The sequence below is a fragment of the Halomonas sp. MCCC 1A11062 genome, assembly GCF_021404355.1.
GTDB lineage: Bacteria > Pseudomonadota > Gammaproteobacteria > Pseudomonadales > Halomonadaceae > Halomonas > Halomonas aerodenitrificans.
The window spans coordinates 1-25,526 of sequence record NZ_JABFTW010000018.1 but is presented as its reverse complement, the minus strand read 5'-3'; the positions used below and the strand labels follow the sequence as shown (position 1 = coordinate 25,526).

Below are 25,526 nucleotides of genomic sequence, written 5' to 3'. Positions count from 1 at the left end.
CCTGACAACTCAGCGCTGCTCGTATCGAGGGCGCACGACAATAAAGAGGGTACAAGCATGAAAATGACAACGATCGGCACCGCGGTACTTGCCGCCTCCATGGCCTTCGGCGCAGCCGGCATGGCTCAGGCCGACGACTTCCCGACCAAGCCGCTGACCCTGGTGGTGGGCTTCGCCGCTGGCGGTTCCACCGACATCCAAGCCCGCGTGCTGGCCAACGTGCTGGAGGAGAACCTCGGCCAGCCGGTCAACGTGGTCAACCAGCCCGGCGCCGGCGGGGCCGTATCGCTGACGCGCCTGATGAACAATCAGGACGAGGGGCATACCTTCGTTTATGCCGGCACCAACGGCACCCTCACCTTCGCGCCCCATGCCCACGATACCGACTTCACCCTGGACGACTTCCGCTACGTCGCCAGCATCACCACCGTGCAGCATGCCATCGTCACCGGCGAGAACCGTCCCTTCGGCGACAGTTGGGAAGACCTGGTGGAGTATGCCCGTGAGAACCCGGGCACCAGCTATGCCACTCAACACGCTCTGGACCGACTGGTAATCGAGTACATCATGGAGCAGGAGGGGCTGGACCTGCGCATCGTGCCCACCTCCGGTGGCGGCGGCATGGCGCCGCTGATCCTCTCCGGCGACGTCGACTTCGGCTACAGCGGAGGCACCCACTCCGGCTATGCCGAGACCGGCGAGATGCCGGTGCTGCTGAGCATGGACGGCGAGCGCCTGTTCGCCTTCCCCGATGCCCCCACCGTGATGGAAGCCGGGTATGACATCGACACCTCCGACTTCCGCGTGGTGGTAGTGCCGAAGAATACCCCCGATGCTCACGTGGAACGTCTGGCCGAAGCGCTGGAAGCCGCCACCCAGGACGAGCGCTTCATCGAGATCACCGAAGAGCGCATTCTGATGCCGGTGCACTTCCGCGGCGAAGAGGAAGCCACCGAACTGCTCTATGCCCAGTCGGAGAACTATCGTGAACTGCTCGAGCGCATGGGTGGCGTGCCCGATGACGACTGAGCCTCGCTGCTCATGTCCGGCCAGGCTGTTAGCCTAGCCCCGACAGTGCCCACCTTGCGGTGGGCACTGCGCCTTGTGCCTGGCCGTATCATCGCTCGCCAGCCAGATGCGCGCGCCGCAGGCGCGCAGCCGGGCGAGCAGGTCGGCGGGGGCATCACTGTCCAACTGCGGATCGAAGCCGCCGATAAGCTCGAACCAGCCCCGCGCCACCCAGAAGGTATCCCCCGCAGTGGCCCGCTGCGTCCAGCTCCACCAGCGCAACAGCCGCCCCTGGCGATGCACCGGCAGCACCGCCACATCCCAGGTTCTTTCCGCTTCCACCTCCGGTAGCCAGTCGCTCAGCCACTCGACCAGCCGGCGATCGACCTGGCCGGGAAACAGCAGCAGCTCTCCATGGCTGGCATCGACGGCAGCGTTGAGTCGAGCGCCCTGTGCGGATGCGGTGCACGGCAGCAATGTCGCCCGATGCCGTCGAGCCAGGTCCGGCAGGCGCCGGTCGCCGGTATCGTCCACCAGCAGCAGCTCATGGGCATTTTTCCAATTGCCGGTAACCCGATCGAAAGCCATCAGATTGCGTGGCAGCTGCGCTCCTGCGGTACGAGCATCGAGAATGGCACTGTAAGTCGGCATCGCCCGGGCTCCGCAGGGATACATGAGTTACCGTTTGTTTAGTTGAGTGTAGAAAAGTATCCAGTAAGGCCGCTACTGAATTTTCCCAGCGTGTTTTCCAGCGCCTGCCCAGACGTCGCCGCTAGAGAACATGATCGGGACAAAGCAGAATGGATGGGACAGGGCGGTGCGGCGGGCTGACGACGGTCATATCGCCGGGTAGTGCTATTCCCCATCCCTTCTTATCTGTACAATGCGCCTCCACTCCCTACCCAGCGCCTAGGGGACCTCACTTTCAATGTGGTCATAGGTGCGCCCCCGTTGATGAGTCACACCTTATGAACACAGCTGTAACCCCCTCTCGCATCGAGAGTTTGCGCAATATTGCCATCATCGCCCACGTCGACCACGGCAAGACCACGCTGGTCGACAAGCTGCTGAGCCAGTCCGGCACACTCGACCGCAAGGCCGAGAGGCAGGAGCGGATCATGGATTCCAACGACCAGGAGAAGGAACGCGGCATCACCATCCTGGCCAAGAACACCGCGATTCGCTGGCAGGACGGCAACGGCCGTGACTTCCACATCAACATCGTCGACACCCCCGGACACGCCGACTTCGGCGGCGAGGTGGAGCGCGTGATGTCGATGGTGGACTCGGTGCTGCTGCTGGTCGACGCCGTCGACGGCCCCATGCCGCAGACCCGCTTCGTGACCCAGAAGGCCTTCGCCCAGGGCCTCAAGCCGATCGTGGTGGTCAACAAGATCGACCGTCCCGGTGCGCGTCCCGACTGGGTCATCGACCAGATCTTCGATCTGTTCGACAACCTCGGCGCCACCGACGAGCAGCTCGACTTCCCGATCGTCTACTGCTCGGCGCTCAACGGCATCGCCGGCATGGACCCGGACTCCCTGGCCGAAGACATGTCGCCCATGTTCCAGGCCATCGTCGACATCGTCGAACCGCCCGCGGTAGAGCTCGACGGCCCGTTCCAGATGCAGATCTCTGCGCTGGACTACTCCAGCTACGTGGGTGTCATCGGCCTTGGCCGCATCAAGCGCGGCTCGGTCAAGCCCAACCAGCAGATCGTGGTGGTCGACACCGACGGCAACACCCGCAAGGGCAAGGTCGGCCAGGTGATGACCCACTTGGGTCTGGAGCGGGTGCAGACCGAGCTCGCCACCGCCGGTGACATCGTCTGCATCACCGGTATCGACGAGCTCTCCATCTCCGACACCCTGTGCGACCCGGCCGCCGTCGAGGCGCTGCCGCCGCTGTCGGTGGACGAGCCCACCGTCTCCATGACCTTCCAGGTCAACGACTCGCCCTTCGCCGGTCGCGACGGCAAGTACGTCACCAGCCGCAACATCAAGGATCGCCTCGAGCAGGAGCTGATCCACAACGTGGCGCTGCGCGTGGAGCAGGGTGAAAGCCCGGAGAAGTTCAAGGTTTCCGGCCGCGGCGAGCTGCACCTCTCGGTGCTGATCGAGACCATGCGTCGCGAAGGCTTCGAGCTGGCAGTGGGCCGCCCCGAGGTCATCCTCAAGGAGATCGACGGCGTTAAGCAGGAGCCGTACGAAGAGGTGATCATCGACTGCGAGGAGCAGCACCAGGGCTCGATCATGGAAGAGCTCGGCTACCGCAAGGGCGAGCTGACCAACATGAACCCCGACGGCAAGGGCCGTGTGCGCCTGGACTTCATCATCCCCGCACGCGGGCTGATCGGCTTCCGTGGCCAGTTCCTGACCCTGACCTCGGGCACCGGCATCCTCACCAGCCGCTTCGACCACTACGGCCCGCTCAAGCCCGACGCCGCCATCGAACGGCGCAACGGCGTACTGGTCTCGATGGTCGACGGCAAGGCGCTGGCCTACGCGCTGTACGCCCTGCAGGAGCGCGGCAAGCTGATCATCGACCACGGCACCGAGGTCTATGAAGGCATGCTGGTGGGTATCCACAACCGCGCCAATGACCTGGTGGTGAACCCCACCAAGGGCAAGAAGCTCGACAACATGCGTGCCTCGGGCAACGACGAGAACATCGTGCTGACCCCGCCGGTGAAGTTCAGCCTGGAGCAGGCCATCGAGTTCCTCGACGACGACGAGCTGGTGGAGATCACCCCCAACCACATCCGCCTGCGCAAGAAGTTCCTCAAGGAGCACGAGCGCAAGCGCGCGAAGAAGTAAACCGCTCCTGCGGACACGAACCGGCGCCAGCTTCTGGCGCCGGTTTTTTTTCGCCCGCGCACTCTGTCCGCACACCCTGTCCGCACACCCTGCCGCACTCTTGCAGGCTGCCCGATTCTTGGCATTTCGCGCTCCCAGAACCTAGCTTGAAGCTGACCGCAACCGACTTGACTCGAACTGCCAGGGAGGCAAGAAAACACCATGTGCAAGCTGTGCAAAGCGCGCGCCGGCGCGACACGTCGCGAGTTCCTCAAGAGCACCCTGGCAGCGGGGGCCGGTGCCATGGCCGGTGGCGGCCTGCTCGCCTCCGCCAACGCCTCCCCCAGCGTCGCCTCCCCCAGCGACGAAACCCGCAGCGAGATGCCGGCACATAGCGGCGAGGCCGGGCGACGCGTGCTGATCCGCGGCGGCCACGTGCTCTCCATGGATGAAAGCGTCGGAGACTTCGAAGGCGGCGACGTGCTGATAGAAGGCAGCCGTATCGTCGCCGTCGGTGCCCAACTCGAGGCCGACGACGCCGAGGTGATCGACGCCCGCGGACGCATCGTCATGCCGGGCTTCGTCGACACCCACCATCATCTGTTCGAGACGGCCCTGCGCAGCTTCCTGGCCGACGGCATCATGTTCGACGACGGCACGCCGGAAGGCTCGCCCAACTACATGGATCACATCCTCGGCAAGCTGACCCCGGTGTACCGCCCCGAGGATGTTTACATCAACGTGCTGTTCGGCTCGCTCAGCCAGCTCGACGCCGGGGTGACCACGGTGATGGACACCAGCCAGATCCACCACAGCCCCGAGCACTCCGATGCCGCCTTGGAAGGCTTGCACGACTCCGTCCGGCGCAGCGTGTTCGGCTACTTCGAGGGCCAGGGTGAGCACACCCGATACCCGCAGGACGCCAGGCGCATTCGCGAGCAGTACTTCGCCACCGGCGAGGGGCTCTCCGCCGACGGCCTGATGACCATGGTGATGGGCGGCGAGATCTACCTGCCCGACCACGAGACCGCCTGGGCGCTGGCCCGTGAGCTGGAACTGCCGCTGGCGTATCACGTGGTCGGCAGCCTCGGCATGGCCGAGACCTTCGACGAGCTGGCGGCAAGCGGCCAGCTCGCCGAGAACCACATCCTGATCCACATGACCGGCATGAGCGACATGGCCTGGCAGGCGGTGCGCGATGCCGGCGCCCACGTGTCGCTGGCGGTGCCCATCGAGATGACCATGCGCCACGGCACGCCACCGCTGATGAAAACGTCGGAACTGGGCATTTTGCCCTCGCTTTCCAGCGACGTGGAGTGCACCATGACGGCCGATTTCTTCACCCAGATGCGCTCGACGCTGACGCTGCAGCGGATGTTCGTCAACGAGCTGGCGCTGCAGGGAGAAGAGGAGCGGCCGGCGCTGCTCACGTCACGAGAGGTGATCCGCTATGCGACCATGGGCGGCGCCAAGGGGCTGAAGCTGGAGCAGCGGGTGGGCTCGCTGACGCCGGGCAAGGAGGCGGACATTCTGCTGCTGGACGTCGAGGCGATCAACGTGGCACCGCTGAACAACGTGCCGGGCGCCGTGGTCACCTTGATGGAGCGCAGCAACGTCGAGACGGTGCTGGTCGGCGGTCGCATCCGCAAGTGGCGCGGCCAGTTGCAGGGGGCGGACCTTCCCCGCCTGCGCGACGAGCTCACCGCCTCGCGCGACTATCTGTTCGAGGCCGCCGGCGTCGACCGCCGTCTGTTCGACTGAGGGCAACGCCGAGCCGCGACAAGAAAGGAGAAGCGAACCATGCATCGCCACGTGAAATGGGACGACCCCGGCGCCGACAGCGTCATGCGCCACTTCGAGAAAAACCCGGCCGGTCACTCCGACCCGGGGCCGGGCGACATTCTCTCGGCCCGCTATCAGGGCCTGGTGGTAAGGGTGAAGGTCGAGGCCTACGTCGACGGCACCAGCATCGGCGAAGTGGTGGCGCTGGTCGAGCCGTACAGCGGCAAACGGCGCAAGCTCATCGGCAAGCTGGCCCTGGGCGACACGGTGAGGCTGGCGGACGAATGCCGCGCCTTCGAGCCGCGACCGGGAGATATCGACAAGCAGGACGAGGAGCCCCAGTGACGTTCATGATCACACGGCTGTCATGAACACACGGGCAGTCATGATCGCATGGCCCCGTCATCTGCCGCGTCCAACGTATCCTTAACGATTCACCACTGGCCACGAAACGGGTTCTGTCGCACAGTGTACGCGCTCACCGACAGGCCCCACCCACTCGGCCCAAGGTAGCGATATCGCGGGCTCACAAGGCCACAAGACGGATTTCGGAAACACCATGAGTACGCACAACGTCTGGACACACAAGGGCACCTTTCTGCTGGCCGCCGTCGGCTCGGCGGTGGGGCTCGGCAATCTCTGGCGCTTTCCCTACCTGACAGGCGAGAACGGCGGCGGCGCCTTCATTCTGATCTACGCCCTGACCATTTTCGCCGTCGGCATTCCGATCCTGATCGCCGAAACCATGCTCGGGCGCGCCAGCCGCAGAAGCCCGATCATGGGCATGCGCTTTCTGATCCGCACCCACAAGACCTCCCGCGCCTGGGAGTCGATCGGCTGGCTGGGTGCCGCGGCCGCCTTTCTGATCCTGAGCTTCTATTCGGTGATCGCCGGCTGGGCCATTCACTACACTTGGCAGATGCTCACCGGCTCGCTGGTCGGCGCCGACGCCGCCACCATCGGCGCCGGCTTCGATGCGCTGCTGGCCTCGCCGGGCCTGCTCACGCTCTATCACACCCTGTTCATCATCGCCTCGGGGCTGATCGTCGGTCTGGGCATCCACAGGGGTATCGAAAGCGGCCTGCGCATCATGATGCCGGCGCTGTTCGTGATCCTGCTGGTGGTGCTGGGCTACGGCATCGCCAACGGCGACTTCGGCGCGGCGGCAAGCTTCCTGTTCACCTTCAATCTGGCCGACCTGAGCCTGGAGGGCTGGCTGCAGGCCATGGGCCAGTCGTTCTTCACCCTGAGTCTCGGCATGGGCGCGATCATGGCCTACGGCGCCTACATGTCCAGCGAGGCTTCGCTCAGCCGCACCGCCTTCGCCGTAGCCTTCGTCGATACCGCGGTGGCCATGGTGGCGGGTCTGGCGATCTTCTCACTGGTGTTCGGCGCCGGCCTCGACGCCGGTGCCGGCCCGGGTCTGATGTTCGTCACCCTGCCGCTGGCCTTCGCCGAGATGCCCTTCGGCGCGCTGATCGGCGGCGTGTTCTTCATCCTGGTGCTGGGGGCGGCCATCAGCTCCTCGATCTCGCTGATCGAGCCGGTGGCCGCCTTCCTCGTCGAGCGCTTCGACCTCACCCGTCCCCAGGCGGTGTTCGCCATGGTGGTAGCCAGCTGGGCGCTGGGCCTGCTGACGGTGATGAGCTTCAACATGTGGGCCGAGGCCAGCCCCTTCCACACTTTGTTCGGCCGCAGCGCCTTCGACTTCATCGAACTGCTGACCAATATCTTCATGCCGCTGGGCGGCCTGCTGATCGCGCTGTTCGCCGGCTGGGCGCTGACCCACTCCGAGGCGATGAAGGAAATGCGCACCAGCGAAACCTGGTTCCAGGTGTGGCGCTTCCTGGTACGCTTCGTGGCGCCCGCTGCGGTCGCCTTCGTCTTCCTGCGCACCATTCCGCAGGTGGAAGGCTATCTGATACCCGCCGTCGGTGCCCTGGTCATCGTCGGCGCCTTTGCCGCCGGCCGCACCTTCCTGGCCGAAAACAGTCAGCAACAGTAGCAGCACGAGAAAACCGTCGCCGCCAGGAGCGGCGACTCGATATACGCCACCCGGCCTCGCGCCATGCGCAGGGGCTGGGTGCATAACAAAGATATAAAAGTGCAGGAACCAACATGCCATCCATCATCGACGTCCGACACGTCTACAAGGCCTTCGGCGGCCTGAAGGTCATCAACGACTGCTCGATCCAGGTCGAGAAGGGCTCCATTACCGGCTTGATCGGCCCCAACGGGGCCGGCAAGTCGACGCTGTTCAACATCATTGCCGGCGCCCTGCCGCTGGACAGCGGCCAGATCCTGCTCGACGGCGAGGACATCACCAACCGCCCCGCCAACGAGCTGTTCCACAAGGGCCTGCTGCGCACCTTCCAGATCGCCCATGAGTTCTCCCACATGACCGCGCTGGAGAATCTCATGATGGTGCCGCCCAAGCAGGCCGGAGAGAGCCTGTTCGACGCCTGGCTCAAGCCGGGTCTGGTGCGCCAGCAGGAAGCCGAGGTTCGGCGCAAGGCCCTCGAAGTGATCGACTTCATCGGCCTGCACCACGTGCGCAACGAGCTGGCCGGCAACCTCTCCGGCGGCCAGAAGAAGCTGCTCGAGCTGGGCCGCACCATGATGACCGACGCCCGCGTGGTGCTGCTCGACGAGATCGCCGCCGGGGTCAACCGCACCCTGCTGGGCGACCTGGTCGAGAACATCGAGCGACTCAACCGCGAGATGGGCTACACCTTCCTGGTCATCGAGCACGACATGGACATGATCGCGCGCCTGTGCGATCCGGTGATCGTGCTGGCCCAGGGCAGCGTGATGGTGGAAGGCACCATTGAAGAGATTCAGAACAATCCTCAGGTGATCGAGGCCTACTTTGGTTCTACCGCGGCCTGAGGGGCTCCACCGCGGCCTGAGGGGTTCTACCGCGGCCTGAGGGCGAGGCCACGCCTGCCCACGGTCTCGGAACAGCCACAAGAAGAACAGTAACGACAGCGCAGAGACTCCACGATGCCATTACTCGAAGCACGCGACGTGCACGGCGGCTACGGCGGCATGAACATCCTCAACGGGGTGGACATGTCGATCGAGGCCGACGAGGTCGGTGTGATCGTCGGCCCCAACGGCGCCGGCAAATCGACCATGCTCAAGGCCATCTTCGGCCTGCTCACCGTCAGCCAGGGCGAGATCCTGCTGCGCGGCGAACCGATCCACAACCTGCCGCCCAACAAGCTGGTGCAGCGGGGCATGGGCTTCGTGCCCCAGGAGAAGAACGTCTTCCCCAGTCTCACGGTGAAAGAGAACCTGGAGATGGGCGCTTTTCTCAAGCCGAACAACGTCAAACGGATGCTCAAGCAGGTCTACGACTTCTTTCCTCCGCTCTACGACAAGCGCCACCAGCCCGCCGGCGAGCTCTCCGGCGGCCAGCGCCAGATGGTCGCCATGGGCCGCGCACTGATGGCCGAGCCCGAGGTGCTGCTGCTCGACGAGCCCACCGCCGGCCTCTCACCGCTCTACATGAACGAGATCTTCGAGCGCGTGAAGGAGATCAACGCTGCCGGCGTCGGCATCCTCATGGTAGAGCAGAACGCCAAACAGGCCCTGGCCATCGCCGACAAGGGCTTCGTCCTGGCGGCCGGCAAGAACCGCTTCACCGACACCGGCGCCGCCCTGCTCGCCGACCCGGAAGTGGCCAAGAGCTTCCTGGGCGGTTGAGCCCGGAGCCCGTACTGGAGAGTAAGTCGTGAACGAACTGGTATTCTTCATCAACAACGTGATCATTGCCGGCAGCGTGACCGGTTCGATCTACGCCATCGGCGCCATCGGCGTGACGCTGATCTTCAGCATCATGCGCTTCGCCCACTTCGCCCATGCCGACATGATGACCTTCGGCGCCTTCATGGTACTGCTGCTGACCCTGGCCTTCCCCGGCGTGGGCGGCGTGGTGGGCCTGCCCACTCCCATCGTCATGCTGCCGCTGGCGATGATTCTCACCGCCGCGCTGGCCGTGGGTATCGACAAGGCGTTCTACAAGCCGCTGCGGGCCCATGGGGTCAAGCCCATCGTCATCGTCATCGGCTCGCTGGGCGTGACCCTGATGCTGCAGGGGCTGATTCGCCTGTTCGCCGGCACCAGCGCTCAGAACATGTACATGGCCGGCGAGCGCAAGGAGATCTACCGCCTCGACGTGCCGTTCGAGCTGGCCACCCGGCCGATCATCGTCACCGAGCCGCAGATCATCCTGTTCATCCTGACCATTGCCTGCGTGGTGGGGCTGCACGTGTTCCTCAACCGCACGCGGCTGGGCAAGGCCATGCGCGCCATGTCCGACAACCCGGACCTGGCGCGGGCCTCAGGCATCAACACCAACTACATCGTCTCGGTGACCTGGGTGATCGCCGGCAGCCTGGCGGCCATTGCCGGTACCCTGCTGTCGCTAGACGTGACCTTCAAGCCCGACCTGAGCTTCTTCCTGCTGCTGCCGATCTTCGCCGCGGCCATCGTCGGCGGCGTCGGCCACCCCTACGGCGCCATCGCCGGCGGTTTCGTGGTGGGCTTCGCCGAGACCCTGGCGGTGTTCAACTGGGCGGTGCTGCTGCGCCCCATCGCGCACCTGTTCCCCGAGTGGATCGAGATCCCGCGCAACCTCGCCTTCGTCGGCACCGAATACAAGATCGTGGTGCCCTTCTTCATCCTGGTGGCGATCCTGGTGTGGCGCCCCACCGGCATCTTCAAGGGTAAGGTGATCTGATGAACGCTCAACGTACCGAACGCCGGGAAGACACCGTTGTCGCGCCGTCGCGCTTCCCGCTGCGTGAAATCGTCCTGTTCGGCGCCCTGCTGGCGGTGATCCTTGGCATCTATATGGTGATGGGCACCGCCTACAGCACGCGCATGCTGGTGGAAGCCTCCTGCTACGCCATCCTGGCCCTGGGTCTGACCATCCAGTGGGGCTATGCCGGTCAGTTCAACGCCGGTGTGATGGGCTTCGTCGCCCTGGGCGGCTTCTCCGCCATGCTCTTCAGCGTGCCGGTCAACAACGCCTTCTGGGGCACCGAGCTGCCCGGCGAGCTGGGCCGGGTACTGCTCTACGGCGCGGCCGCAGCGGTGGTGGTGTACGGCGCCACCAAGCTCGACCGCATCGGGGTGCCGAAGAAGCTGCGCACCGTCATCGCCATCGTGCTGGCCGTGGTGCTCTATCTGGTGGTGATCAGCATGCTGCGCAGCGTGACCGGCGAGATCCAGTCCCGCGCCGGCTTCATCGGCGGCTTCGGCCTGCCCGCCTGGACCGGCTGGATCTTCGGCGGCGCCCTGGCCGGGGCCGTGGGCTACTTCATCGGCCATATCTGCCTGGGCCTGCGCAGCGACTACCTGGCCATCGCCACCCTCGGCATCGCCGAGATCATCAAGGCCTTCCTCAAGAACTCCGACTGGCTGACCCGCGGCACCGCCACGGTATCGCCGCTGCCCTGGCCCACCCCGGGGCCCAGCGAGCTGGGCTTCACCCTGGCCCGGGCGTTATACCTCTCGGTCACAGCAGCGATGATCGCGGTGATCTTCTTCCTGTTACACCGCGCCTATCACGCCCCCTGGGGCCGCATGATCCGGGCCATTCGCGACAACGAGATCTCCGCCTCGGCGATGGGCAAGGACATCAACAAGCGCCGCCTGGAGATCTTCGTGCTGGGCTGCATCCTGATGGGCATTGGTGGTGGGGCGCTGGCCTCGTTCAACAGCCTGTTCGACCCCAACGGCTACCTGCCGCTGAACCACACCTTCCTGGTGCTGGTGATGGTCATCCTGGGCGGCCCGGGCAACAACCTGGGCACCATCTTCGGCGCCGTGGCGGTGTACATCATCTGGCTGATGTCCGAGCCGCTGGCACTGTTCCTGATGCAGGGTGCGGTGAGCATCGGCGAGGGCTGGTTCGGCTGGCAGCCGCCGGGCAACCTCGACAGCCGCGCACTGCAGGCGCGGGTATTCGTGATCGGCCTGCTGATCACCCTGGTGCTGCGCTTCGCTCCGAATGGATTACTACCCGAAAAAGTGAAACACCACGGGTAGAGAGGAAACCAACGTCCAATAAGAAAGGCCTCGGCAAATGCCGAGGCCTTTCAGTTTGCGGTCAGACCGAAGCGATGCTTAGAGGTCGACCAGGCCCTTGCTGACGAAGGCGCCGTCCTCTACCACCATCTCGACCACTACGCCCGGTACGTCGCCGTTCTCGTCGAACTCATGGCTACCGGAAGCGCCTTCGTAGTTGATCTCTTCGCCTGCGGCGATCAGCTCGACGGCCTTTTCCCACTCGCCCGGCAGGATCACTTCGCCCGGAGCGGAGGAGACGCTGCGCAGGGCCTGGGAGAGGCCTTCACGCTCGGCGCTGCCGTTCTGCTCGATGGCCAGTGCCAACAGGAAGGCGGCATCGTAGGCCTGGGCCGCGAACACCGCGGTGGGGTCGAGGCCGGCTGCCTGGGCAGCCTCGGCGAAGATCTCGGTGCCCGGCAGTTCGGGGCTGCCCGGACGGGTAGCGATCATGCCTTCGAGCACGTCGGCACCCACTGCCTCGACCAGCGAGGAGCCCACCATGCCATCGGCGCCGGCATACTGGGTGAACATGCCACCCTCATAGGCCTGACGCAGAATGGTCTGGCCCGAGCCGTCGGCGTAGGCCAGCACCACCAGGGTTTCGGCACCACTGGCGGAGAGCGAGCCCAGCTCGGAGCGGTAGTCGGCGCGGCCATCCTCATGGGCCACGTTCTCAGCCACCAGGCCGCCACCCGCCTCGAAGGCTTCGGTGAAGGCATCCGCCAGGCCACGACCGTAGTCGTTGTTGACGTAGGTGACCGCGACCTCATCGAAGCCCTTGTCGAGCATCAGCTTGGCCAGGATCTCACCCTGATAGGAGTCCGAAGGTACGGTACGGAACACCAGGTCGTTGTCGTCGAGCTCGGTAACCGCCGGTGCGGTGGAAGCCGGCGACACCATCACCACCCCACCGGGAATGGCGGCACTGTTGGCCGCTGCCACGGTGGCACCGGTACACAGCGCACCGACGATGGCCGTGACGTTCTCGGTGTTGACCATGCGGTCGGCCGCGTTGGAAGCCGCCGAGGCGTCGCTACAGGTGGTGTCGGCGCTGGGCATGACCAGCGTCTGTCCGCCAAGAATGCCGCCCTGCTCATTGATCTGCTGAACCGCCAGCCGCGCGCCGTCATAGATCGGCGGCGTCAGGCTCTCGATGGGGCCGGTAAAGCCGCCGATGAAGCCGATCTTCACTTCCGCCTGCGCCGCGCCAACGAATGCTACGCTGGTGGCTGCGATCGCCATCGCTAGAACGCTTTTCTTCATGGTTGTTCTTCTCACTCTGGTTTTAACGTCTGGTTTATTACGTCTGGTTACCAAGGACAGACACACACCCTAAATCTGGAAGCCTATGAGGCAAAACACAAGCCCCCCATACCAACGATCTAGCCCGGAACTACAACGCCAACTCCCTATCGGAGATGAACAATCCCGTTTCGGCACAAACGTCGGGCGCGACCTGCAAGAAACGCCGCCGCCGGCCTTCGCCTATACTGATTGACCCGTCATGCCATCCGACAGGAGGCACCCATGCGCTCCGCTCTCCCACCCCTTGCGCTGCTGGTATCGCTCGGCCTGGCCACCGGCGCTCACGCCTTCACTCCCGCCGGCAACGACATCGTCTACGAAGTAGGCGACGAAACCTTCGAAGGCTACTACGCCGCCGCCAGCGGAGAGGCCAGCGGCACGGTACTGATCGTTCACGACTGGAACGGGCTGGACGACTACGAACGTCAGCGCGCCGACATGCTGGCCGAGCAGGGCTATGACGCCTTCGCCGTGGACCTGTTCGGCCAGGGCAATCGCCCCGAGACCCTCGACGCCCGCCAGGAAGCCACCCGCGCGCTCTACTCCGACCGCGAGCGCATGCGCGAGCTGACCCTGGCCGGCCTGGCCGAGGCACGCGAACAGGGCGCCGCGGAGAGCGTCGTCATCATGGGCTACTGCTTCGGTGGGGCCGTGGCGCTGGAGATCGCCCGTTCGGGCGAGGCCGACGACGTGGCTGGCTACACCAGCTTCCACGGCGGCGTGGCCACACCGGACGGCCAGGAGTGGCCCGAAGAGGTGCCGCCGCTGCTGATCGCCCACGGCGGCGCCGACACCAGCGTCACCATGGAAGACGTCAGCGGGCTGGTCGAAGAGCTCGAGGCCATCGAGGCCACCTACGAGATCCAGATCTACTCCGGCGCTCCCCACGGCTTCACCGTGTTCGGCGACGAACGCTACCAGCAGCGCGCCGACGAGAAGTCCTGGGCAGCCTTTCTGAGCCTGTTAGAGGAGGTGCTATGACCCGGCGATTCCGCCCCCTGCCGCTGACCGAGCTGAGCGGCAGCCATCACGAGATCGGCGCCCAGCACGGCCGCATTCACCGCCAGCTGATCCAGCGCGGTATCGACGTCTACGGGCAGCTGTTTCACGACTTCGTCGGCATTCGCTGGGAAGAGGCCCGCGACCGGGCCTGCCACTTCGAGGCGCAAATCGCCCAGGGCTTTCCCGCCATTCTCGAAGAGATGAACGGCATCGCCTGGGGCGCAGGCGTCGACTTCCTCGACATCCTGACGCTCAACTGCCGCAGCGAAATCGCCCTGACCCAGGCCAGCGGCGGCTGCTCGGCCTTCTCCCTGCAGCGCCACGGGCAACAGTGGCTGGCACAGAACTGGGACTGGCGCAGCGACCAGCTCGACAACGTGGTCGCCCTGCACGTGCACGGCGATGGCAAGCCAGCGCTGATTAGCATCGGCGAGGCCGGCATGGTAGGCAAAGTGGGGATGAACGAGCGGGGCATCGGCGTATGCCTCAACGCCATTCGCTCGCAGACCTGCGGCAGCGGGTTGCCGATCCATATCGCCCTGCGCAAGATCCTGGAGAGCGAAGACATGGAGAGCGCCCTTGCCGTGGCCACTCACGACCGGGTCTGCTCGCCCGCCCACTTCCTGCTCGCCAGCGCTCAGGTCGGCAACGAAGGGGGCCAGGCCGTGGGGCTCGAGGTTCAGCCCGGCGAGCCGGGGCGAATCGCGCCGCGCAGCGGCATCGTCACCCACACCAACCATCTCTACGCCGACAACACCCCCTGCCCGGTGCAGGACTATCCCCGGGTCGACTCACAGCCGCGGCTGTGCCGCCTCGACGCGCTGCTGCACGACGAGCTGCCGTCGAACGCTCCCCTCGACGAAGCGCGCCTGTTCGACGTGCTCAGCGACCATCAGGGCGCGCCGCTGTCGATCTGTCGTCACTTCAATCCCGACCAGCCCGCCGAAGAGCGCATGGAAACCCTCTTCTCGGTAGTGATGAATCTGAGCGAGCGCCGCCTGACTGTGCGCCACGGCAAACCCTGCGAAAGCGATGACAGTCTGAGCGTCACTCTGAGCTGAAGCGCCCCAGCCCCTCGTCACCCAGGCCAGGCTCGAGCAGCTCCCCTTTCAGGTAGCGCTCGGAGGTGAGCATGAACGAGCGCCGGAACAGCTCGTGCCGGGCCTCTTCCCGATGGAGCTGCAGCAACTCGAACTCCTCTTGAGAGAGTGTAGTGTCCTGGCGCGGGTACTCGCGGGCCAGGCGCACCGAGCACGATGTGGCACCACAGATCTGAAGGGCAGGCGTGGCCCCACGGATGGCGGTAGGTGTGAAGTACGACATTGGCGACCTCCGTTAGCGCCATTAATGATAACAATTATCATTAACTATCGGAAATCTAGCCGCTCCTCTGACCTCTGTCAATTACCGACAAGAAAAATCATTCTCATTGGAGCACATGCTTGTTCAGCCTCAGTCGGCCTGGTAAAAAGCAAGAGTTCTCATTCTCATAAGGAAGCGTCACCATGAAAGCCCTATCCGCCCTTCTGCCCGCCCTGCTCGTCAGTCTGATGAGCGCCACCGCCGTTGCCGACTCAGCCCCCGCCCACTTCAAGGGCGAGCCCGCCGACACCCTGGCCCAGGCCGTGGCCAACTTCTCCGAATACAACCAGCGCCTGGCCGAACTGCTGGCCCAGGACGAGCTGGCCATCACCGATCTCGGCACCGTGCACGAGCTGACCTACACCCTGGAGAACGCGCTGGAGAAGATTCAGGAGGAAGTGGAAGCCATGGCGCATACCCTGGAGGAAGTGCACCAGGGCTCGGAGACGGGCGACTTCGAACGAGTGCAGAGCAACGGTGCCGCCTACCTCGAGGCCGCCCAGACGCTGGTGCCCTGAACGGCTCCCCCACCAACCTAGCCGGCCAACGCCTCTTCCACCACCGCTCGCGCTTCCGCACTCATGGGTAGCGTCAGCGCCAGCTCGTGAGCCTTGGGCGACATCTTCTTCCAGGTCATCTGCACGATGCGCACCAGGTGGTCATGCTCCACCTGCTTGGAAAAGTCGGCGAAGTAGTTCTCGAGAAACACCAGGCAAGCACAGTCTTCCACCGCCTGGGTGCCCGGATCGCGGCCCAGGCCCTGCTTGCGGATCATCCGTGACACCTCGGCGGCCTCTTCAGCCGAATAGCCCGCCGCTTCCATCACCCGCGCGGTGGTTTCACCGGCACGTTTGCCCTGATCGCGGCGCCAGGTCAGGTAGCCCACACGTCCCTCGGGGTACTCGTTGCGCGGCACCTCCCAGCGCTGCAGATGCTGCGAGCGCACGGCGATCTGCACCAGCTCGCTGGGCGCTTCGACCACGCGCGCGAGCCAGGCGCTCATGCGCCCCGCATGCCACAGCTCCAGCGGCAGCGTCTCGCCCTCCACCTCTACCTGACGCGGATCCTGCGCATGCAGGGCATCCAGCTCGGTCAGCGCGCGCTGAAAAGGGGTTGGCTCAGTCATGGGGCATTCCTCGTAAATCGTCGTAGTCACAGGATACCGCACCCGGTGGGCAGCTAACGAGCCGGGACATGAACAAGAACCACCCGCCCCATGACGAGCCAGGACAAGATGCCGCATCGCTTCGCCTTGTTGAGCGATGCGGCATTAACTAGCATTCAAAATGCTTCTTAACAGACGAGGTATGCAGATGAAACTCCTTACCGTGGCCCTTCTACTCGCCCTGCTACCCCTGAGCGTTGCCCAAGCCCAGGAAGAGACCCAGGAACAAGATCAGATGCAGGAAGAAGAACTCGTCGAACAGCTGGAACAGGCCCAAGGCCAGCCCATCGACACCCTCAAACAGGCCGTCGACGCCCTGGAACTCCGCAACGACCTGCTCGAAGTCCTGCTCAGCAAAAATGAGCTCACCGAAGGCGACATGGCCATCATTCAGCAGCTCACCGAGACCATGGAAAACGCGCTGACCAAGATCGACGAAGAGCTCGGCATCATGCGCGAACACGTGCAGGAAGTACGCTCGGGCGCCGATGCTCGTGAGCAGGAGCGTATCCGCGAGAACGGGCAGGAGTACCTGGAACGGATCAAGACGCTGATGCAATAAGCCAGGCCAACGCCCGGCGGAGCGTCGCCGGGCCTACCGTTCCTAGCGCACTAGCATGCGGCCCAACACATCCTGCCCATGGCGGCGGTGCCAGAACACCATTGCCACATGGCCGACGATCAGCGCCAGCAGCAGCCAGCCCAGCTCACCGTGCAGCAGGCTGCCCGCAGCCACCATCCACTCGATACGCTCGCCCTCGAAGCCCGACATCAGCGGAATGCCGAATGGTTCGAAGGCGCGACCCGAACCGTACTGCCGCAGCAGCGCCAGGGTCGGCACCACCAGCATCAAACCGTAGAGTGCCAGGTGCCCCAGGCGCGCTGCCCTGCTCACTGCCGGCGGCTGGCTCGCCCGGCTCGCCAGCGCCCAGAGTACTCGCACCACCACCAGCACCATCAGCAGGAAGCCTGTGGACCGATGGGTCGGCCACAGCAGCTCGTCCAGTGCGCTGTCGCTCAACAGCACCCGAACGCTGGTGGTGGTGAATTGCCAGGCCAGCAGCAGCGCCATACCCCAGTGCAAATAACGATTCACGCGCCCATAGTGGGCGTTCCCTGCAGGGCTCATGACTCATTCCTTATCACGGATCAGGAAGCGGGTTCGTTACGCCTGAAAACCCAACGATAACGACAGAATGAGGAAACCCTGTGAACAATGCGACGGGGCTGCTCGCTTGGGATGGAATGCTTGGCTTGCGCATCCTGTGCTGCGCTCGGCATGATGAATGCCCGAACCCTGACGCGGAGCCAGCATGTCAATCTTCTCTCGCCTGAAAGAAGTGGCCTCTCCCACCATCGGCCTGGGCTGCATGAACCTCTCCCACGGCTACGGCAGCCCGGTGCCCGAAACCGACGCGATACGCGCCCTCGAAGAAGCCTTCGAGATGGGCTATCGCCACTTCGACACCGCCACCCTCTACGGTGCCACCGCCAATGAACGGGTGGTGGGCAAGGCACTGGCGAGCAAGCGCAACGAAATACTGCTGGCCAGCAAGTGCGGCATGGCCATGGACCCGGCGCTGGGCAAGAAAGTGATCGACGGCCGCCCCGAGACGCTGCGCCGCCAGTGCGAAGCGAGCCTCGAACGCCTGAATACCGACCACCTGGACCTCTACTACCTGCACCGGCTGGACCGCCAGGTACCCATCGAAGAGAGCGTCGGTGCCCTCGCTCGACTGGTGGAAGAGGGCAAGATTCGCGCCATCGGGCTCTCGGAAATCTCCGCCGTCACCCTGCGCCGCGCCAGAACCGAACACCCCATTGCCGCCGTGCAATCCGAATACTCGCTGTGGACCCGCAACCCCGAAATCGCCCTGCTCGATGCCTGTCGCGAAGCCAACACCGCACTCGTCGCCTTCAGCCCGCTGGGCCGCGGCTTTCTGGCCGGCGCCGTGACCGATGCCAGCCAACTCACCGAGAACGACGTGCGCCTCGGCATGCCGCGCTTCAGCGCCGACAACCTGCCACGCAACCTGCGCCAGTTGGAAAAGCTCCAGACCATCGCCAGCGAGCAGGAAGTCACCACCGGCCAGCTCGCCCTCGCCTGGCTCACCGCCCAAGGCGACGACGTGATCCCCATTCCCGGCAGCCGCTCCAGCGCGCACATGCGCGAAAACCTCGCGGCGGAAAGCCTACGCCTGGACGCCACCACCCTGGAACGACTCACCGCCCTGTTGACGCCGGACCAGGTCGCCGGCGCCCGCTACAGCGAAGCGCTGCAGAAGGAGATCGATACGGAGGAGTTTGGGGGTAGGCATGCCAGCACTTAGGCATGCTGCGTCTCCTGTGTCGGCAGGTAGGAGTGCAGCGACACATTAGGGAACACCCGGCGCATACCGCTGGGCTCCGGGGCGTGGGCCAGACTCTCATGAGAGTGGGTGATAAGCGAGGCATTGGATGGCTTCGACGCGAGAGTCATGTCATTCCCAAGGCGAGGGAATGATCCCATCATCGATTCGTCTCTGAGTCTGACTGCGAAAGGTTGCCGGATCGCCCACCACCTCCTCGGCCCATGCCGACTCTACGATTGGCGCATGGAAATCCCGGCTGCGATCACGGCCGCAGTCTTTGCAGCTGGCGCGCCACCAGACCATGACCTCCCCCTTGCCGGAGAAGCCAGCTACCAGGTAGTGGCGGTATTGGGACGGGGGGAAATCCCGATACCACTGCTGCAGTAGAGCATCCGTATCCGGCAGTGCCAGATCGATCTCGTAGAAGGCCTGGGTACGATAGGAGAACCAGCGCGCCTGCACCGAGGAAGGAGCGGGCATAGGATGGGCCAGTACATTCACTCCCCCTACCCGGGGTGGCCTGTACTCGAAACCGGAGCTGATGTTGCCCGCACGTGCACTCCAAGAATGGTCGAAGGTCAGCTCCTCCACCCAGATGGGCCAACCCGTAGGCCCACCAACGGGCTGTACGGCAAAATCATAGCGTCGAGGTTCCGCCTCGCAGGCGGCAGTCAATAGCAACAGTGACAGCAGCAGCCCGTGGCGTAGGCATGCCATCCACTTAGGCATGCTGCGTCTCCTGTGTCGGCAGGTAGGAGTGCAGCGACACATTAGGGAACACCCGGCGCACACCACTGGGCTCCGGGGCATGGGCGAAGCGATCCCTCAGGCTGTAGGGGGCTAGAAACGTAGCCATATCCTTCACCACGGAGAGGGGAATACGCCTTCATTGACGTACTCTTGGATATGCTCACGGTACCAGTCAGGATTTCCCTCTACCTGCTCAGCCCACGCGGACTCCACGATTGGCGCATGAAAATCCCGACTGCGATCACGACCGCAGTCTTTGCAGCTGGCGCGCCACCAGACCATGACCTCCCCCTTGCCGGAGAAGCCAGCTACCAGGTAGTGGCGGTATTGGGACGGGGGGAAATCCCGATACCACTGCTGCAGTAGAGCATCCGTATCCGGCAGTGCCAGATCGATCTCGTAGAAGGCCTGGGTACGATAGGAGAACCAGCGCGCCTGCACCGAGGAAGGAGCGGGCATAGGATGGGCCAGTACATTCACTCCCCCTACCCGGGGTGGCCTGTACTCGAAACCGGAGCTGATGTTGCCCGCACGTGCACTCCAAGAATGGTCGAAGGTCAGCTCCTCCACCCAGATGGGCCAACCCGTAGGCCCACCAACGGGCTGTACGGCAAAATCATAGCGTCGAGGTTCCGCCTCGCAGGCGGCAGTCAATAGCATCAGTGACAGCAGCAGCCCGTGGCGTAGGCATGCCATCCACTTAGGCATGCTGCGGCTCCTGTGTCGGCAGGTAGGAGTGCAGCGACACGTTAGGAAACACCCGGCGTACACCACTGGGCTCTGGGGCATGGGCCAGGCTTTCCTGGCAATGCGAGGTAACCATGCCTTTCATCATGGTGAGGGAATCACCCCCTCATCGATATATTCCTGAGTACGATTGCGATACCGACCAGGGTCCCCCTCTGCCTCCTCAGCCCAGGCCGACTCCACGATTGGCGCATGGAAATCCCGGCTGCGATCACGGCCGCAGACTTTGCAGCTGGCGCGCCACCAGACCATAGCCTCCCCCTTGCCGGAGAAGCCAGCTACCAGGTAGTGGCGGTATTGGGACGGGGGGAAATCCCGGTACCACTGCTGCAGTAGAGCATCCGTATCCGGCAGTGCCAGATCGATTTCGTAGAAGGTCTGGGTACGGTAGGAGAACCAGCGCGCCTGCACCGAGGAAGGAGCGGGCATAGGATGGGCCAGTACATTCACCCCCCCTGCCCGGGGTGGCCTGTACTCGAAACCAGAGCTGATGTTGCCCGCACGTGCGCTCCAAGAATGGTCAAAGGTCAGCTCCTCCACCCAGATGGGCCAACCTGTAGGCCCACCAACCGGCTGTACGGCAAAATCATAGCGTCGAGGTTCCGCCTCGCAGGCAGCGGTCAATAGCAACAGTGATAGCAGCAGCCCGTGGCGTAGGCATGCCACCCACTTAGGCATGCTGCGGCTCCTGTGTCGGCAGGTAGGAGTGCAGCGACACATTAGGGAAGACCCGGCGCACACCGCTGGGCTCCGGGGCATGGGCGAAGCGATCCCTCAGGCTGTAGGGGTGCTGACGGTGAGACGTATGGATGTAGCCGGCAAAGTGTTCATGAGACATGTCCAGCATCCACTGACGCCCGCGTCGGCTGCCGTTTTGCCACCACTCGTCAATCAGGGTTTGCAGCTCGGTGGGAATCGCATGATCCGGATCGGTGTCGTCCAGGTCGCGCAAAGGGACCCAAGCTCTCTTCGCCTCTTCGTGCATCTGGTGCAGGGCGTAGATGGCCAGCTCCTTTCGTGTGGCCCGGCGTTCGATCTCGAGCACGTCCCGGCCATCCACGCGAATGTCGAGCCCTCTGGCCTGCGCTTCCGCCTGGGCCCGGCGAATCGTCTCTCCATTGGCCCCCAGCCCAGCACGGCGACGCACGATCAGCTCCTCATGGTTGGCAAAGCCCAGATCGAGATTGGGGTTCTCATAGCCACCGCCGATATCGGCGTGTACACCTGGAAGCGCAATCTCGGCGAAGTTGCCGGGGTGGTTGCCCTGGGCATCGGCAATGCTGTTGAGCGGGAAGTTGCGGCGGATCTCGTGATGGGCGGTGAGCTGCACCACGCGCGCGGCACTACCCGAGGCGATGTAAAGGTCGAAATCGAGGTTACTGTCGGTACCAGGCCGGTAGAAGCTGCCCACGGTATCGAACAGCCCGACGAAGCGAACCTGCGGGAAAGGTATGGGCCTGGGCGGAAAGGCCAGAATGCGGCGCAGCGGTGGTTGATACATTGACCTGACGAGGCGAAAGTCCGGTACCAGTAGAGTTTCCGGCCAGCGATGGATCAAATTGACGAAGTGCCTGGCCAGAGCCGCACCGCGGCTGAAGCCAAATACATCGAAGGTTACCAGCGAATCGCGGGGGTTGGCCTCCAGGATCTGGCGGACCTCGGTCAGCGCCTGTTCGATACGCGCATGGCCACCCTCCGGCCCGACCCCGGTGCCCATGCCGATGGCGTTCTCAGGAGCCACGAAGCCATCTTCGCTCTCCCGACCGGCAATTGTGCCCACACCTTGGATATAGACAGGGTAATAGCCGTTAGCCGCATCGTTCGGATACAAGTCATGCAGCTTGGCCACATTGGTGATATCGCGGTCGGGCAGTTGCCGGTCGTTGTGCATGTTGTTGCCGGTGCCATCGAAGAACACACCGATTTGCAGCGTGCGTGGTTTCTCCGGGGTATCGGGGATAGGCGGTTCAGGCCGGTACTCTTGGGGTGGTGTCCGGTCATCCGCTGGCCGTGAAGCGGAGCGGGACGACACGGGGCGCTCGGCTTGTCGTAAGCGCTCCTCCTCCCAGGGGTCTAAAGGATCGGGGTCGAAGCGTTCGTCCAGCCGGGTTTTCATGGCATCCTTTTCCTTTTTCAGGCTCCACGCTGCGCGTGGGGCTTTTTGTAATAGCGCGTCCAAGCAAGTTGGCCCAGCGCCGGAGAGGCACCATATAGCTTATCGATTTGAGCAAGCAGCGAAATGGCACATTTCCTACAAAGGCCGTATGCAATCTCTGACAATTAGGCTAGGTACTGCACTCTGTTCGCTTTGCTGTAGTTCCCATCAGGCAATACGTGCGTGCCACTACACATTTGCCTCAACCAGCTTCATACCGAAGCGATTGTTTCTACCCACGCGGCCCATGCGGGCCGCGACTGGCCGCGACCTCCATAGCGTCGAGTGTTCCGAGTTCGTTTCTATCCGCGCGACCCGTGCGGGCCGCGGCTGCCGTGTGCTTCGTTCGCTTGACCGATATAGGCCATGTTTCTACCTATACGGGCCACGACGTATCCATGTCCTCATGGCCCAGCATCTCGAGCCAGTTTCTACCCACGCGATCCGTGCGGGCCGCGACGCTGTGACCTCGACCACATGCCCTTTGCCGTACTTGTTTCTATCCACACGGCCCGTGCGGGCCACGACATCACGCCCGAGTCGGACACCATGGCCACGAAGATGTTTCTATCCGCATGGCCCGTGCGAGCCGCGACACGGCATCACCGCAGCCGATGCCAAGAAGTGGCTGTTTCTATCCACGCGACCCGTGTGGGCCGTGACGCGTATGGCGCGGTATTAACCTGGGCATAGTTGCCGTTTCTATCCGCGCGACCCGTGCGGGCCGCGACACCGACGAGCCTCGCCCGAGCCAGTGGCATGAGTGGTTTCTATCTGCGCGACCCGTGCGGGCCGCGACTAGCTCAGTGGTTAGAGCGTTGGGTTGTGGCCCCGTTTCTATCCGCGCGGCCTGTCCGGGCCGCGCCCCTTGATGATGCTAGCAGGACCAATGACGCGATGGCGTTTCTATCCGCGCGGCCCGTGCGGGCCGCGACAGGTCGCCCTGGGCGTTCGCCCGTAGCCTTTGGGCTGTTTCTATCCACGCGACCCGGGCGGGCCGCGACCGTTCGCCGTGGCGGTGATGGCCTACCTATCGCTGTTTCTATCCGCGCGGCCTGTGCGGGCCGAGACGGGATCGAACCCCGCTCGAGCACTTGCGACAACGTTTCTATCCGCGCGACCCGTGCGGGCCGCGACCTGGTCTCCGGCCCGTGCAGGCAGACCAGAGCGGCGTTTCTATCCGCGCAACCCGTACGGGCCGCGACCCCAACTGGAGGTTGAGCAAGCGGCCGCTGATCAGTTTCTATCCGCGCGGCCCGTGCGGGCCGCGACCCCAAGCCCGGCCGCCTGCGCGGTGACGACCTACCCGTTTCTATCCGCGCGGCCCGTGCGGGCCGCGACACGCTGCAGATCCCGCAGCTCTCGTTCCAGGACCCGTTTCTATCCGCGCGGCCCGTGCGGGCCGCGACCGCAGGGCCTTGTCGACCCGCTTGGCATCCTCGCGTTTCTATCCGCGCGGCCCGTGCGGGCCGCGACCGGCAACCTCGGCAAGAGCCTGCCCGCGAACTGGTTTCTATCCGCGCGGCCCGTGCGGGCCGCGACCTCCAGCTGAATACGTGCCAGCCATTGAGCGCGTGTTTCTATCCGCGCGGCCCGTGCGGGCCGCGACCCGGTGGACTTGATCTCTTCGGTCGCCTTCTCGCAGTTTCTATCCGCGCGGCCCGTGCGGGCCGCGACTTTGGCCGCCTTCCCAGCGCTGGCACCAGGCGTGGTTTCTATCCGCGCGACCCGACAGATTCGGGGCCTTGGTGCCTTGGCCGCGTTTCTATCCGCGCGGCCCGTGCGGGCCGCGACCATCGGCACGGCCGTAGTTGGCGATCGGCACGATGTTTCTATCCGCGCGGCCCGTGCGGGCCGCGACTCTTTCCCAAGACCAAGCAGGTCAAGTTCGTGGGGTTTCTATCCGCGCGGCCCGTGCGGGCCGCGACCGCCGACGCGAAACATCAGGTTGCCGGTGTTGCGGTTTCTATCCGCGCGGCCCGTGCGGGCCGCGACCCACAGCATCCGGCTCCTTGAGGCTGCGACCGCGTTTCTATCCGCGCGGCCCGTGCGGGCCGCGACCTCGCACATCGAGCAAGGCGGCGAAGTCCACGCCTGGTTTCTATCCGCGCGGCCCGTGCGGGCCGCGACACGACGTCGTCGAGCAATATGTTGCGCCAAGTGGCGTTTCTATCCGCGCGGCCCGTGCGGGCCGCGACCCGGGCCATTGCGCCTTCGGCTTCGAGGTCGATGCCGTTTCTATCCGCGCGGCCCGTGCGGGCCGCGACGTTTGAACCACTGGTGCCGAAGCGGTGCCCCTGGTTTCTATCCGCGCGGCCCGTGCGGGCCGCGACGCTCCATGGGGGCCATCTGCTCGGGCCCCCAGTGGTTTCTATCCGCGCGGCCCGTGCGGGCCGCGACTCTTTGATGAATTCTAACTCGTACTTCTCAAACTGTTTCTATCCGCGCGGCCCGTGCGGGCCGCGACATGGGCTAACGAGTTCACGCCTGACGCTATAGGGTTTCTATCCGCGCGGCCCGTGCGGGCCGCGACTCTTCAGAAGAAAGGTACGCGTGCTTTTTTCGAAGTTTCTATCCGCGCGGCCCGTGCGGGCCGCGACCGACGGCGCCCCCGCTGTCCCCGCTACTGCCGGAGTTTCTATCCGCGCGGCCCGTGCGGGCCGCGACTAGTTTCTGGCGCATCCGCTAACCATTCCTCGGCGCGTTTCTATCCGCGCGGCCCGTGCGGGCCGCGACGCTATCATGGCCGTCAGCCCGGCGGCCAGTCGCAGCGCGTTTCTATCCGCGCGGCCCGTGCGGGCCGCGACCTGGATCAGCTGGCTCAGCTGACGGAATCCAATGAGTTTCTATCCGCGCGGCCCGTGCGGGCCGCGACCCGCCCTCAGAGGTGCCGCGCGGCCCCCACTTGTCAACGCCGACTGAAAAGTGACCCCCTTTGGGCGTAGAACGCCGAAATAAAAGTGACCCCCTAGGCCCGCTGGGTTATTTCATGGTTGTTGAAGGTGTGCCGGCCTTGCGCTTGTCCT

Annotated in this window: 25 protein-coding genes and 1 CRISPR repeat array; of the genes, 14 read left to right on the top strand and 11 right to left on the bottom strand. The window is 64.4% G+C overall.

Translation table 11 applies throughout. From position 1 onward, the window contains the following. Positions 1–57 precede the first annotated feature (57 nt). Positions 58–1,029 (top strand): tripartite tricarboxylate transporter substrate binding protein, encoded by a 972-nt coding sequence (locus HOP58_RS17065; RefSeq protein ID WP_234260978.1) that lies wholly within the window; start codon positions 58–60, stop codon positions 1,027–1,029. Positions 1,030–1,062: 33 nt separating this feature from the next. Here HOP58_RS17065 and HOP58_RS17060 read toward each other — a convergent pair whose 3' ends face one another. After that, positions 1,063–1,659, bottom strand: coding sequence for a hypothetical protein (locus HOP58_RS17060; RefSeq protein ID WP_234260977.1), 597 nt, complete (start codon positions 1,657–1,659; stop codon positions 1,063–1,065). Positions 1,660–1,976: 317 nt separating this feature from the next. Between HOP58_RS17060 and typA the strand changes: the two genes are divergently transcribed. The 8 genes from typA to HOP58_RS17020 all read left to right on the top strand — a co-directional run bounded on the left by typA (position 1,977) and on the right by HOP58_RS17020 (position 11,642). After that, positions 1,977–3,824: a translational GTPase TypA gene (gene typA, locus HOP58_RS17055; RefSeq protein WP_234260976.1), complete on the top strand. Its 1,848-nt coding sequence runs from the start codon at positions 1,977–1,979 to the stop codon at positions 3,822–3,824. A 201-nt stretch (positions 3,825–4,025) separates the two neighbouring features. Then, positions 4,026–5,564: an amidohydrolase family protein gene (locus HOP58_RS17050; RefSeq protein ID WP_234260975.1), complete on the top strand. Its 1,539-nt coding sequence runs from the start codon at positions 4,026–4,028 to the stop codon at positions 5,562–5,564. Between the two features lie 39 nt (positions 5,565–5,603). Continuing rightward, entirely contained in the window at positions 5,604–5,930 is a 327-nt protein-coding gene (locus HOP58_RS17045) for a hypothetical protein (protein WP_010626391.1), read from the top strand. A gap of 214 nt (positions 5,931–6,144) precedes the next feature. Next, positions 6,145–7,590 carry a sodium-dependent transporter gene (locus HOP58_RS17040; protein ID WP_234260974.1) on the top strand — a complete coding sequence of 482 codons (1,446 nt, stop codon included), beginning with the start codon at positions 6,145–6,147 and terminating at the stop codon, positions 7,588–7,590. A gap of 113 nt (positions 7,591–7,703) precedes the next feature. Beyond that, positions 7,704–8,474 carry an ABC transporter ATP-binding protein gene (locus tag HOP58_RS17035; protein ID WP_234255605.1) on the top strand — a complete coding sequence of 257 codons (771 nt, stop codon included), beginning with the start codon at positions 7,704–7,706 and terminating at the stop codon, positions 8,472–8,474. Between the two features lie 114 nt (positions 8,475–8,588). After that, positions 8,589–9,293: an ABC transporter ATP-binding protein gene (locus HOP58_RS17030; protein WP_010626388.1), complete on the top strand. Its 705-nt coding sequence runs from the start codon at positions 8,589–8,591 to the stop codon at positions 9,291–9,293. A 28-nt stretch (positions 9,294–9,321) separates the two neighbouring features. Beyond that, positions 9,322–10,329: a branched-chain amino acid ABC transporter permease gene (locus HOP58_RS17025; protein ID WP_010626387.1), complete on the top strand. Its 1,008-nt coding sequence runs from the start codon at positions 9,322–9,324 to the stop codon at positions 10,327–10,329. Further along, positions 10,329–11,642: a branched-chain amino acid ABC transporter permease gene (locus HOP58_RS17020; RefSeq protein ID WP_010626386.1), complete on the top strand. Its 1,314-nt coding sequence runs from the start codon at positions 10,329–10,331 to the stop codon at positions 11,640–11,642. The genes HOP58_RS17025 and HOP58_RS17020 overlap by 1 nt, the downstream gene beginning before the upstream one ends. A gap of 78 nt (positions 11,643–11,720) precedes the next feature. Here HOP58_RS17020 and HOP58_RS17015 read toward each other — a convergent pair whose 3' ends face one another. Continuing rightward, positions 11,721–12,926: an ABC transporter substrate-binding protein gene (locus HOP58_RS17015; RefSeq protein WP_026037866.1), complete on the bottom strand. Its 1,206-nt coding sequence runs from the start codon at positions 12,924–12,926 to the stop codon at positions 11,721–11,723. A gap of 264 nt (positions 12,927–13,190) precedes the next feature. On the opposite strand from HOP58_RS17015, the gene HOP58_RS17010 reads away from it, so the two are divergent. Next, a complete protein-coding gene (locus HOP58_RS17010) occupies positions 13,191–13,949 on the top strand; it encodes a dienelactone hydrolase family protein (protein ID WP_010626384.1) in 759 nt (252 codons plus the stop codon). Continuing rightward, on the top strand, positions 13,946–15,031 hold the full coding sequence (locus HOP58_RS17005; protein ID WP_010626383.1) for a C45 family peptidase: 1,086 nt from the start codon (positions 13,946–13,948) through the stop codon (positions 15,029–15,031). The genes HOP58_RS17010 and HOP58_RS17005 overlap by 4 nt, the downstream gene beginning before the upstream one ends. On the opposite strand, the gene HOP58_RS17000 is transcribed toward HOP58_RS17005, so the two are convergent. Further along, positions 15,018–15,293, bottom strand: a complete 276-nt coding sequence (locus tag HOP58_RS17000) for a hypothetical protein (RefSeq protein ID WP_010626382.1) — start codon at positions 15,291–15,293, stop codon at positions 15,018–15,020. The genes HOP58_RS17005 and HOP58_RS17000 overlap by 14 nt on opposite strands. Before the next feature lie 182 nt (positions 15,294–15,475). Between HOP58_RS17000 and HOP58_RS16995 the strand changes: the two genes are divergently transcribed. After that, complete coding sequence (locus tag HOP58_RS16995) at positions 15,476–15,850, top strand: DUF6746 family protein (protein ID WP_010626381.1); 375 nt, start codon at positions 15,476–15,478, stop codon at positions 15,848–15,850. 17 nt (positions 15,851–15,867) lie between these two features. On the opposite strand, the gene HOP58_RS16990 is transcribed toward HOP58_RS16995, so the two are convergent. Then, positions 15,868–16,458, bottom strand: coding sequence for a DUF4202 domain-containing protein (locus tag HOP58_RS16990; RefSeq protein ID WP_234255609.1), 591 nt, complete (start codon positions 16,456–16,458; stop codon positions 15,868–15,870). Positions 16,459–16,645: 187 nt separating this feature from the next. On the opposite strand from HOP58_RS16990, the gene HOP58_RS16985 reads away from it, so the two are divergent. Continuing rightward, entirely contained in the window at positions 16,646–17,059 is a 414-nt protein-coding gene (locus HOP58_RS16985; protein WP_234255610.1) for a DUF6746 family protein, read from the top strand. Positions 17,060–17,101: 42 nt separating this feature from the next. On the opposite strand, the gene HOP58_RS16980 is transcribed toward HOP58_RS16985, so the two are convergent. Then, a complete protein-coding gene (locus tag HOP58_RS16980; protein WP_234255611.1) occupies positions 17,102–17,626 on the bottom strand; it encodes a cytochrome b/b6 domain-containing protein in 525 nt (174 codons plus the stop codon). A 184-nt stretch (positions 17,627–17,810) separates the two neighbouring features. On the opposite strand from HOP58_RS16980, the gene HOP58_RS16975 reads away from it, so the two are divergent. Beyond that, positions 17,811–18,827: an aldo/keto reductase gene (locus HOP58_RS16975; RefSeq protein WP_234260973.1), complete on the top strand. Its 1,017-nt coding sequence runs from the start codon at positions 17,811–17,813 to the stop codon at positions 18,825–18,827. On the opposite strand, the gene HOP58_RS16970 is transcribed toward HOP58_RS16975, so the two are convergent. The 6 genes from HOP58_RS16970 to HOP58_RS16950 all read right to left on the bottom strand — a co-directional run bounded on the left by HOP58_RS16970 (position 18,824) and on the right by HOP58_RS16950 (position 22,461). Continuing rightward, positions 18,824–18,976, bottom strand: coding sequence for a hypothetical protein (locus HOP58_RS16970; RefSeq protein ID WP_234260972.1), 153 nt, complete (start codon positions 18,974–18,976; stop codon positions 18,824–18,826). The genes HOP58_RS16975 and HOP58_RS16970 overlap by 4 nt on opposite strands. Before the next feature lies 1 nt (position 18,977). Continuing rightward, positions 18,978–19,577: a DUF2931 family protein gene (locus HOP58_RS16965; RefSeq protein WP_234260971.1), complete on the bottom strand. Its 600-nt coding sequence runs from the start codon at positions 19,575–19,577 to the stop codon at positions 18,978–18,980. Further along, on the bottom strand, positions 19,570–19,704 hold the full coding sequence (locus HOP58_RS23075) for a hypothetical protein (RefSeq protein WP_255408536.1): 135 nt from the start codon (positions 19,702–19,704) through the stop codon (positions 19,570–19,572). Before HOP58_RS23075 ends, HOP58_RS16965 begins: the two co-directional genes overlap by 8 nt. A gap of 5 nt (positions 19,705–19,709) precedes the next feature. After that, the gene (locus HOP58_RS16960; protein WP_234260970.1) at positions 19,710–20,306 is read right to left on the bottom strand and encodes a DUF2931 family protein; all 597 of its coding nucleotides are present in this window, start codon (positions 20,304–20,306) and stop codon (positions 19,710–19,712) included. Positions 20,307–20,429: 123 nt separating this feature from the next. Then, a complete protein-coding gene (locus HOP58_RS16955) occupies positions 20,430–21,023 on the bottom strand; it encodes a DUF2931 family protein (protein ID WP_234260969.1) in 594 nt (197 codons plus the stop codon). After that, positions 21,016–22,461, bottom strand: coding sequence for a DUF2235 domain-containing protein (locus HOP58_RS16950; protein ID WP_234260968.1), 1,446 nt, complete (start codon positions 22,459–22,461; stop codon positions 21,016–21,018). The genes HOP58_RS16955 and HOP58_RS16950 overlap by 8 nt, the downstream gene beginning before the upstream one ends. A gap of 466 nt (positions 22,462–22,927) precedes the next feature. Continuing rightward, a CRISPR array of direct repeats spans positions 22,928–25,375; the repeat unit is 33 nt; unit sequence GTTTCTATCCGCGCGGCCCGTGCGGGCCGCGAC. Between the last annotated feature and the right edge of the window lie 151 nt (positions 25,376–25,526).

What these genes read in the sequence shown, in the direction of transcription:
- HOP58_RS17065 (WP_234260978.1), top strand. Translation starts at nt 58, where the DNA reads ATGAAAATGACAACGATCGGCACCGCGGTACTTGCCGCCTCCATGGCC.
- HOP58_RS17060 (WP_234260977.1), bottom strand. Translation starts at nt 1,659, where the DNA reads ATGCCGACTTACAGTGCCATTCTCGATGCTCGTACCGCAGGAGCGCAG.
- typA (WP_234260976.1), top strand. Translation starts at nt 1,977, where the DNA reads ATGAACACAGCTGTAACCCCCTCTCGCATCGAGAGTTTGCGCAATATT.
- HOP58_RS17050 (WP_234260975.1), top strand. Translation starts at nt 4,026, where the DNA reads ATGTGCAAGCTGTGCAAAGCGCGCGCCGGCGCGACACGTCGCGAGTTC.
- HOP58_RS17045 (WP_010626391.1), top strand. Translation starts at nt 5,604, where the DNA reads ATGCATCGCCACGTGAAATGGGACGACCCCGGCGCCGACAGCGTCATG.
- HOP58_RS17040 (WP_234260974.1), top strand. Translation starts at nt 6,145, where the DNA reads ATGAGTACGCACAACGTCTGGACACACAAGGGCACCTTTCTGCTGGCC.
- HOP58_RS17035 (WP_234255605.1), top strand. Translation starts at nt 7,704, where the DNA reads ATGCCATCCATCATCGACGTCCGACACGTCTACAAGGCCTTCGGCGGC.
- HOP58_RS17030 (WP_010626388.1), top strand. Translation starts at nt 8,589, where the DNA reads ATGCCATTACTCGAAGCACGCGACGTGCACGGCGGCTACGGCGGCATG.
- HOP58_RS17020 (WP_010626386.1), top strand. Translation starts at nt 10,329, where the DNA reads ATGAACGCTCAACGTACCGAACGCCGGGAAGACACCGTTGTCGCGCCG.
- HOP58_RS17015 (WP_026037866.1), bottom strand. Translation starts at nt 12,926, where the DNA reads ATGAAGAAAAGCGTTCTAGCGATGGCGATCGCAGCCACCAGCGTAGCA.
- HOP58_RS17010 (WP_010626384.1), top strand. Translation starts at nt 13,191, where the DNA reads ATGCGCTCCGCTCTCCCACCCCTTGCGCTGCTGGTATCGCTCGGCCTG.
- HOP58_RS17005 (WP_010626383.1), top strand. Translation starts at nt 13,946, where the DNA reads ATGACCCGGCGATTCCGCCCCCTGCCGCTGACCGAGCTGAGCGGCAGC.
- HOP58_RS17000 (WP_010626382.1), bottom strand. Translation starts at nt 15,293, where the DNA reads ATGTCGTACTTCACACCTACCGCCATCCGTGGGGCCACGCCTGCCCTT.
- HOP58_RS16995 (WP_010626381.1), top strand. Translation starts at nt 15,476, where the DNA reads ATGAAAGCCCTATCCGCCCTTCTGCCCGCCCTGCTCGTCAGTCTGATG.
- HOP58_RS16990 (WP_234255609.1), bottom strand. Translation starts at nt 16,458, where the DNA reads ATGACTGAGCCAACCCCTTTTCAGCGCGCGCTGACCGAGCTGGATGCC.
- HOP58_RS16985 (WP_234255610.1), top strand. Translation starts at nt 16,646, where the DNA reads ATGAAACTCCTTACCGTGGCCCTTCTACTCGCCCTGCTACCCCTGAGC.
- HOP58_RS16980 (WP_234255611.1), bottom strand. Translation starts at nt 17,626, where the DNA reads ATGAGCCCTGCAGGGAACGCCCACTATGGGCGCGTGAATCGTTATTTG.
- HOP58_RS16975 (WP_234260973.1), top strand. Translation starts at nt 17,811, where the DNA reads ATGTCAATCTTCTCTCGCCTGAAAGAAGTGGCCTCTCCCACCATCGGC.
- HOP58_RS16970 (WP_234260972.1), bottom strand. Translation starts at nt 18,976, where the DNA reads ATGACTCTCGCGTCGAAGCCATCCAATGCCTCGCTTATCACCCACTCT.
- HOP58_RS16965 (WP_234260971.1), bottom strand. Translation starts at nt 19,577, where the DNA reads ATGCCTAAGTGGATGGCATGCCTACGCCACGGGCTGCTGCTGTCACTG.
- HOP58_RS23075 (WP_255408536.1), bottom strand. Translation starts at nt 19,704, where the DNA reads ATGGCTACGTTTCTAGCCCCCTACAGCCTGAGGGATCGCTTCGCCCAT.
- HOP58_RS16960 (WP_234260970.1), bottom strand. Translation starts at nt 20,306, where the DNA reads ATGCCTAAGTGGATGGCATGCCTACGCCACGGGCTGCTGCTGTCACTG.
- HOP58_RS16955 (WP_234260969.1), bottom strand. Translation starts at nt 21,023, where the DNA reads ATGCCTAAGTGGGTGGCATGCCTACGCCACGGGCTGCTGCTATCACTG.
- HOP58_RS16950 (WP_234260968.1), bottom strand. Translation starts at nt 22,461, where the DNA reads ATGAAAACCCGGCTGGACGAACGCTTCGACCCCGATCCTTTAGACCCC.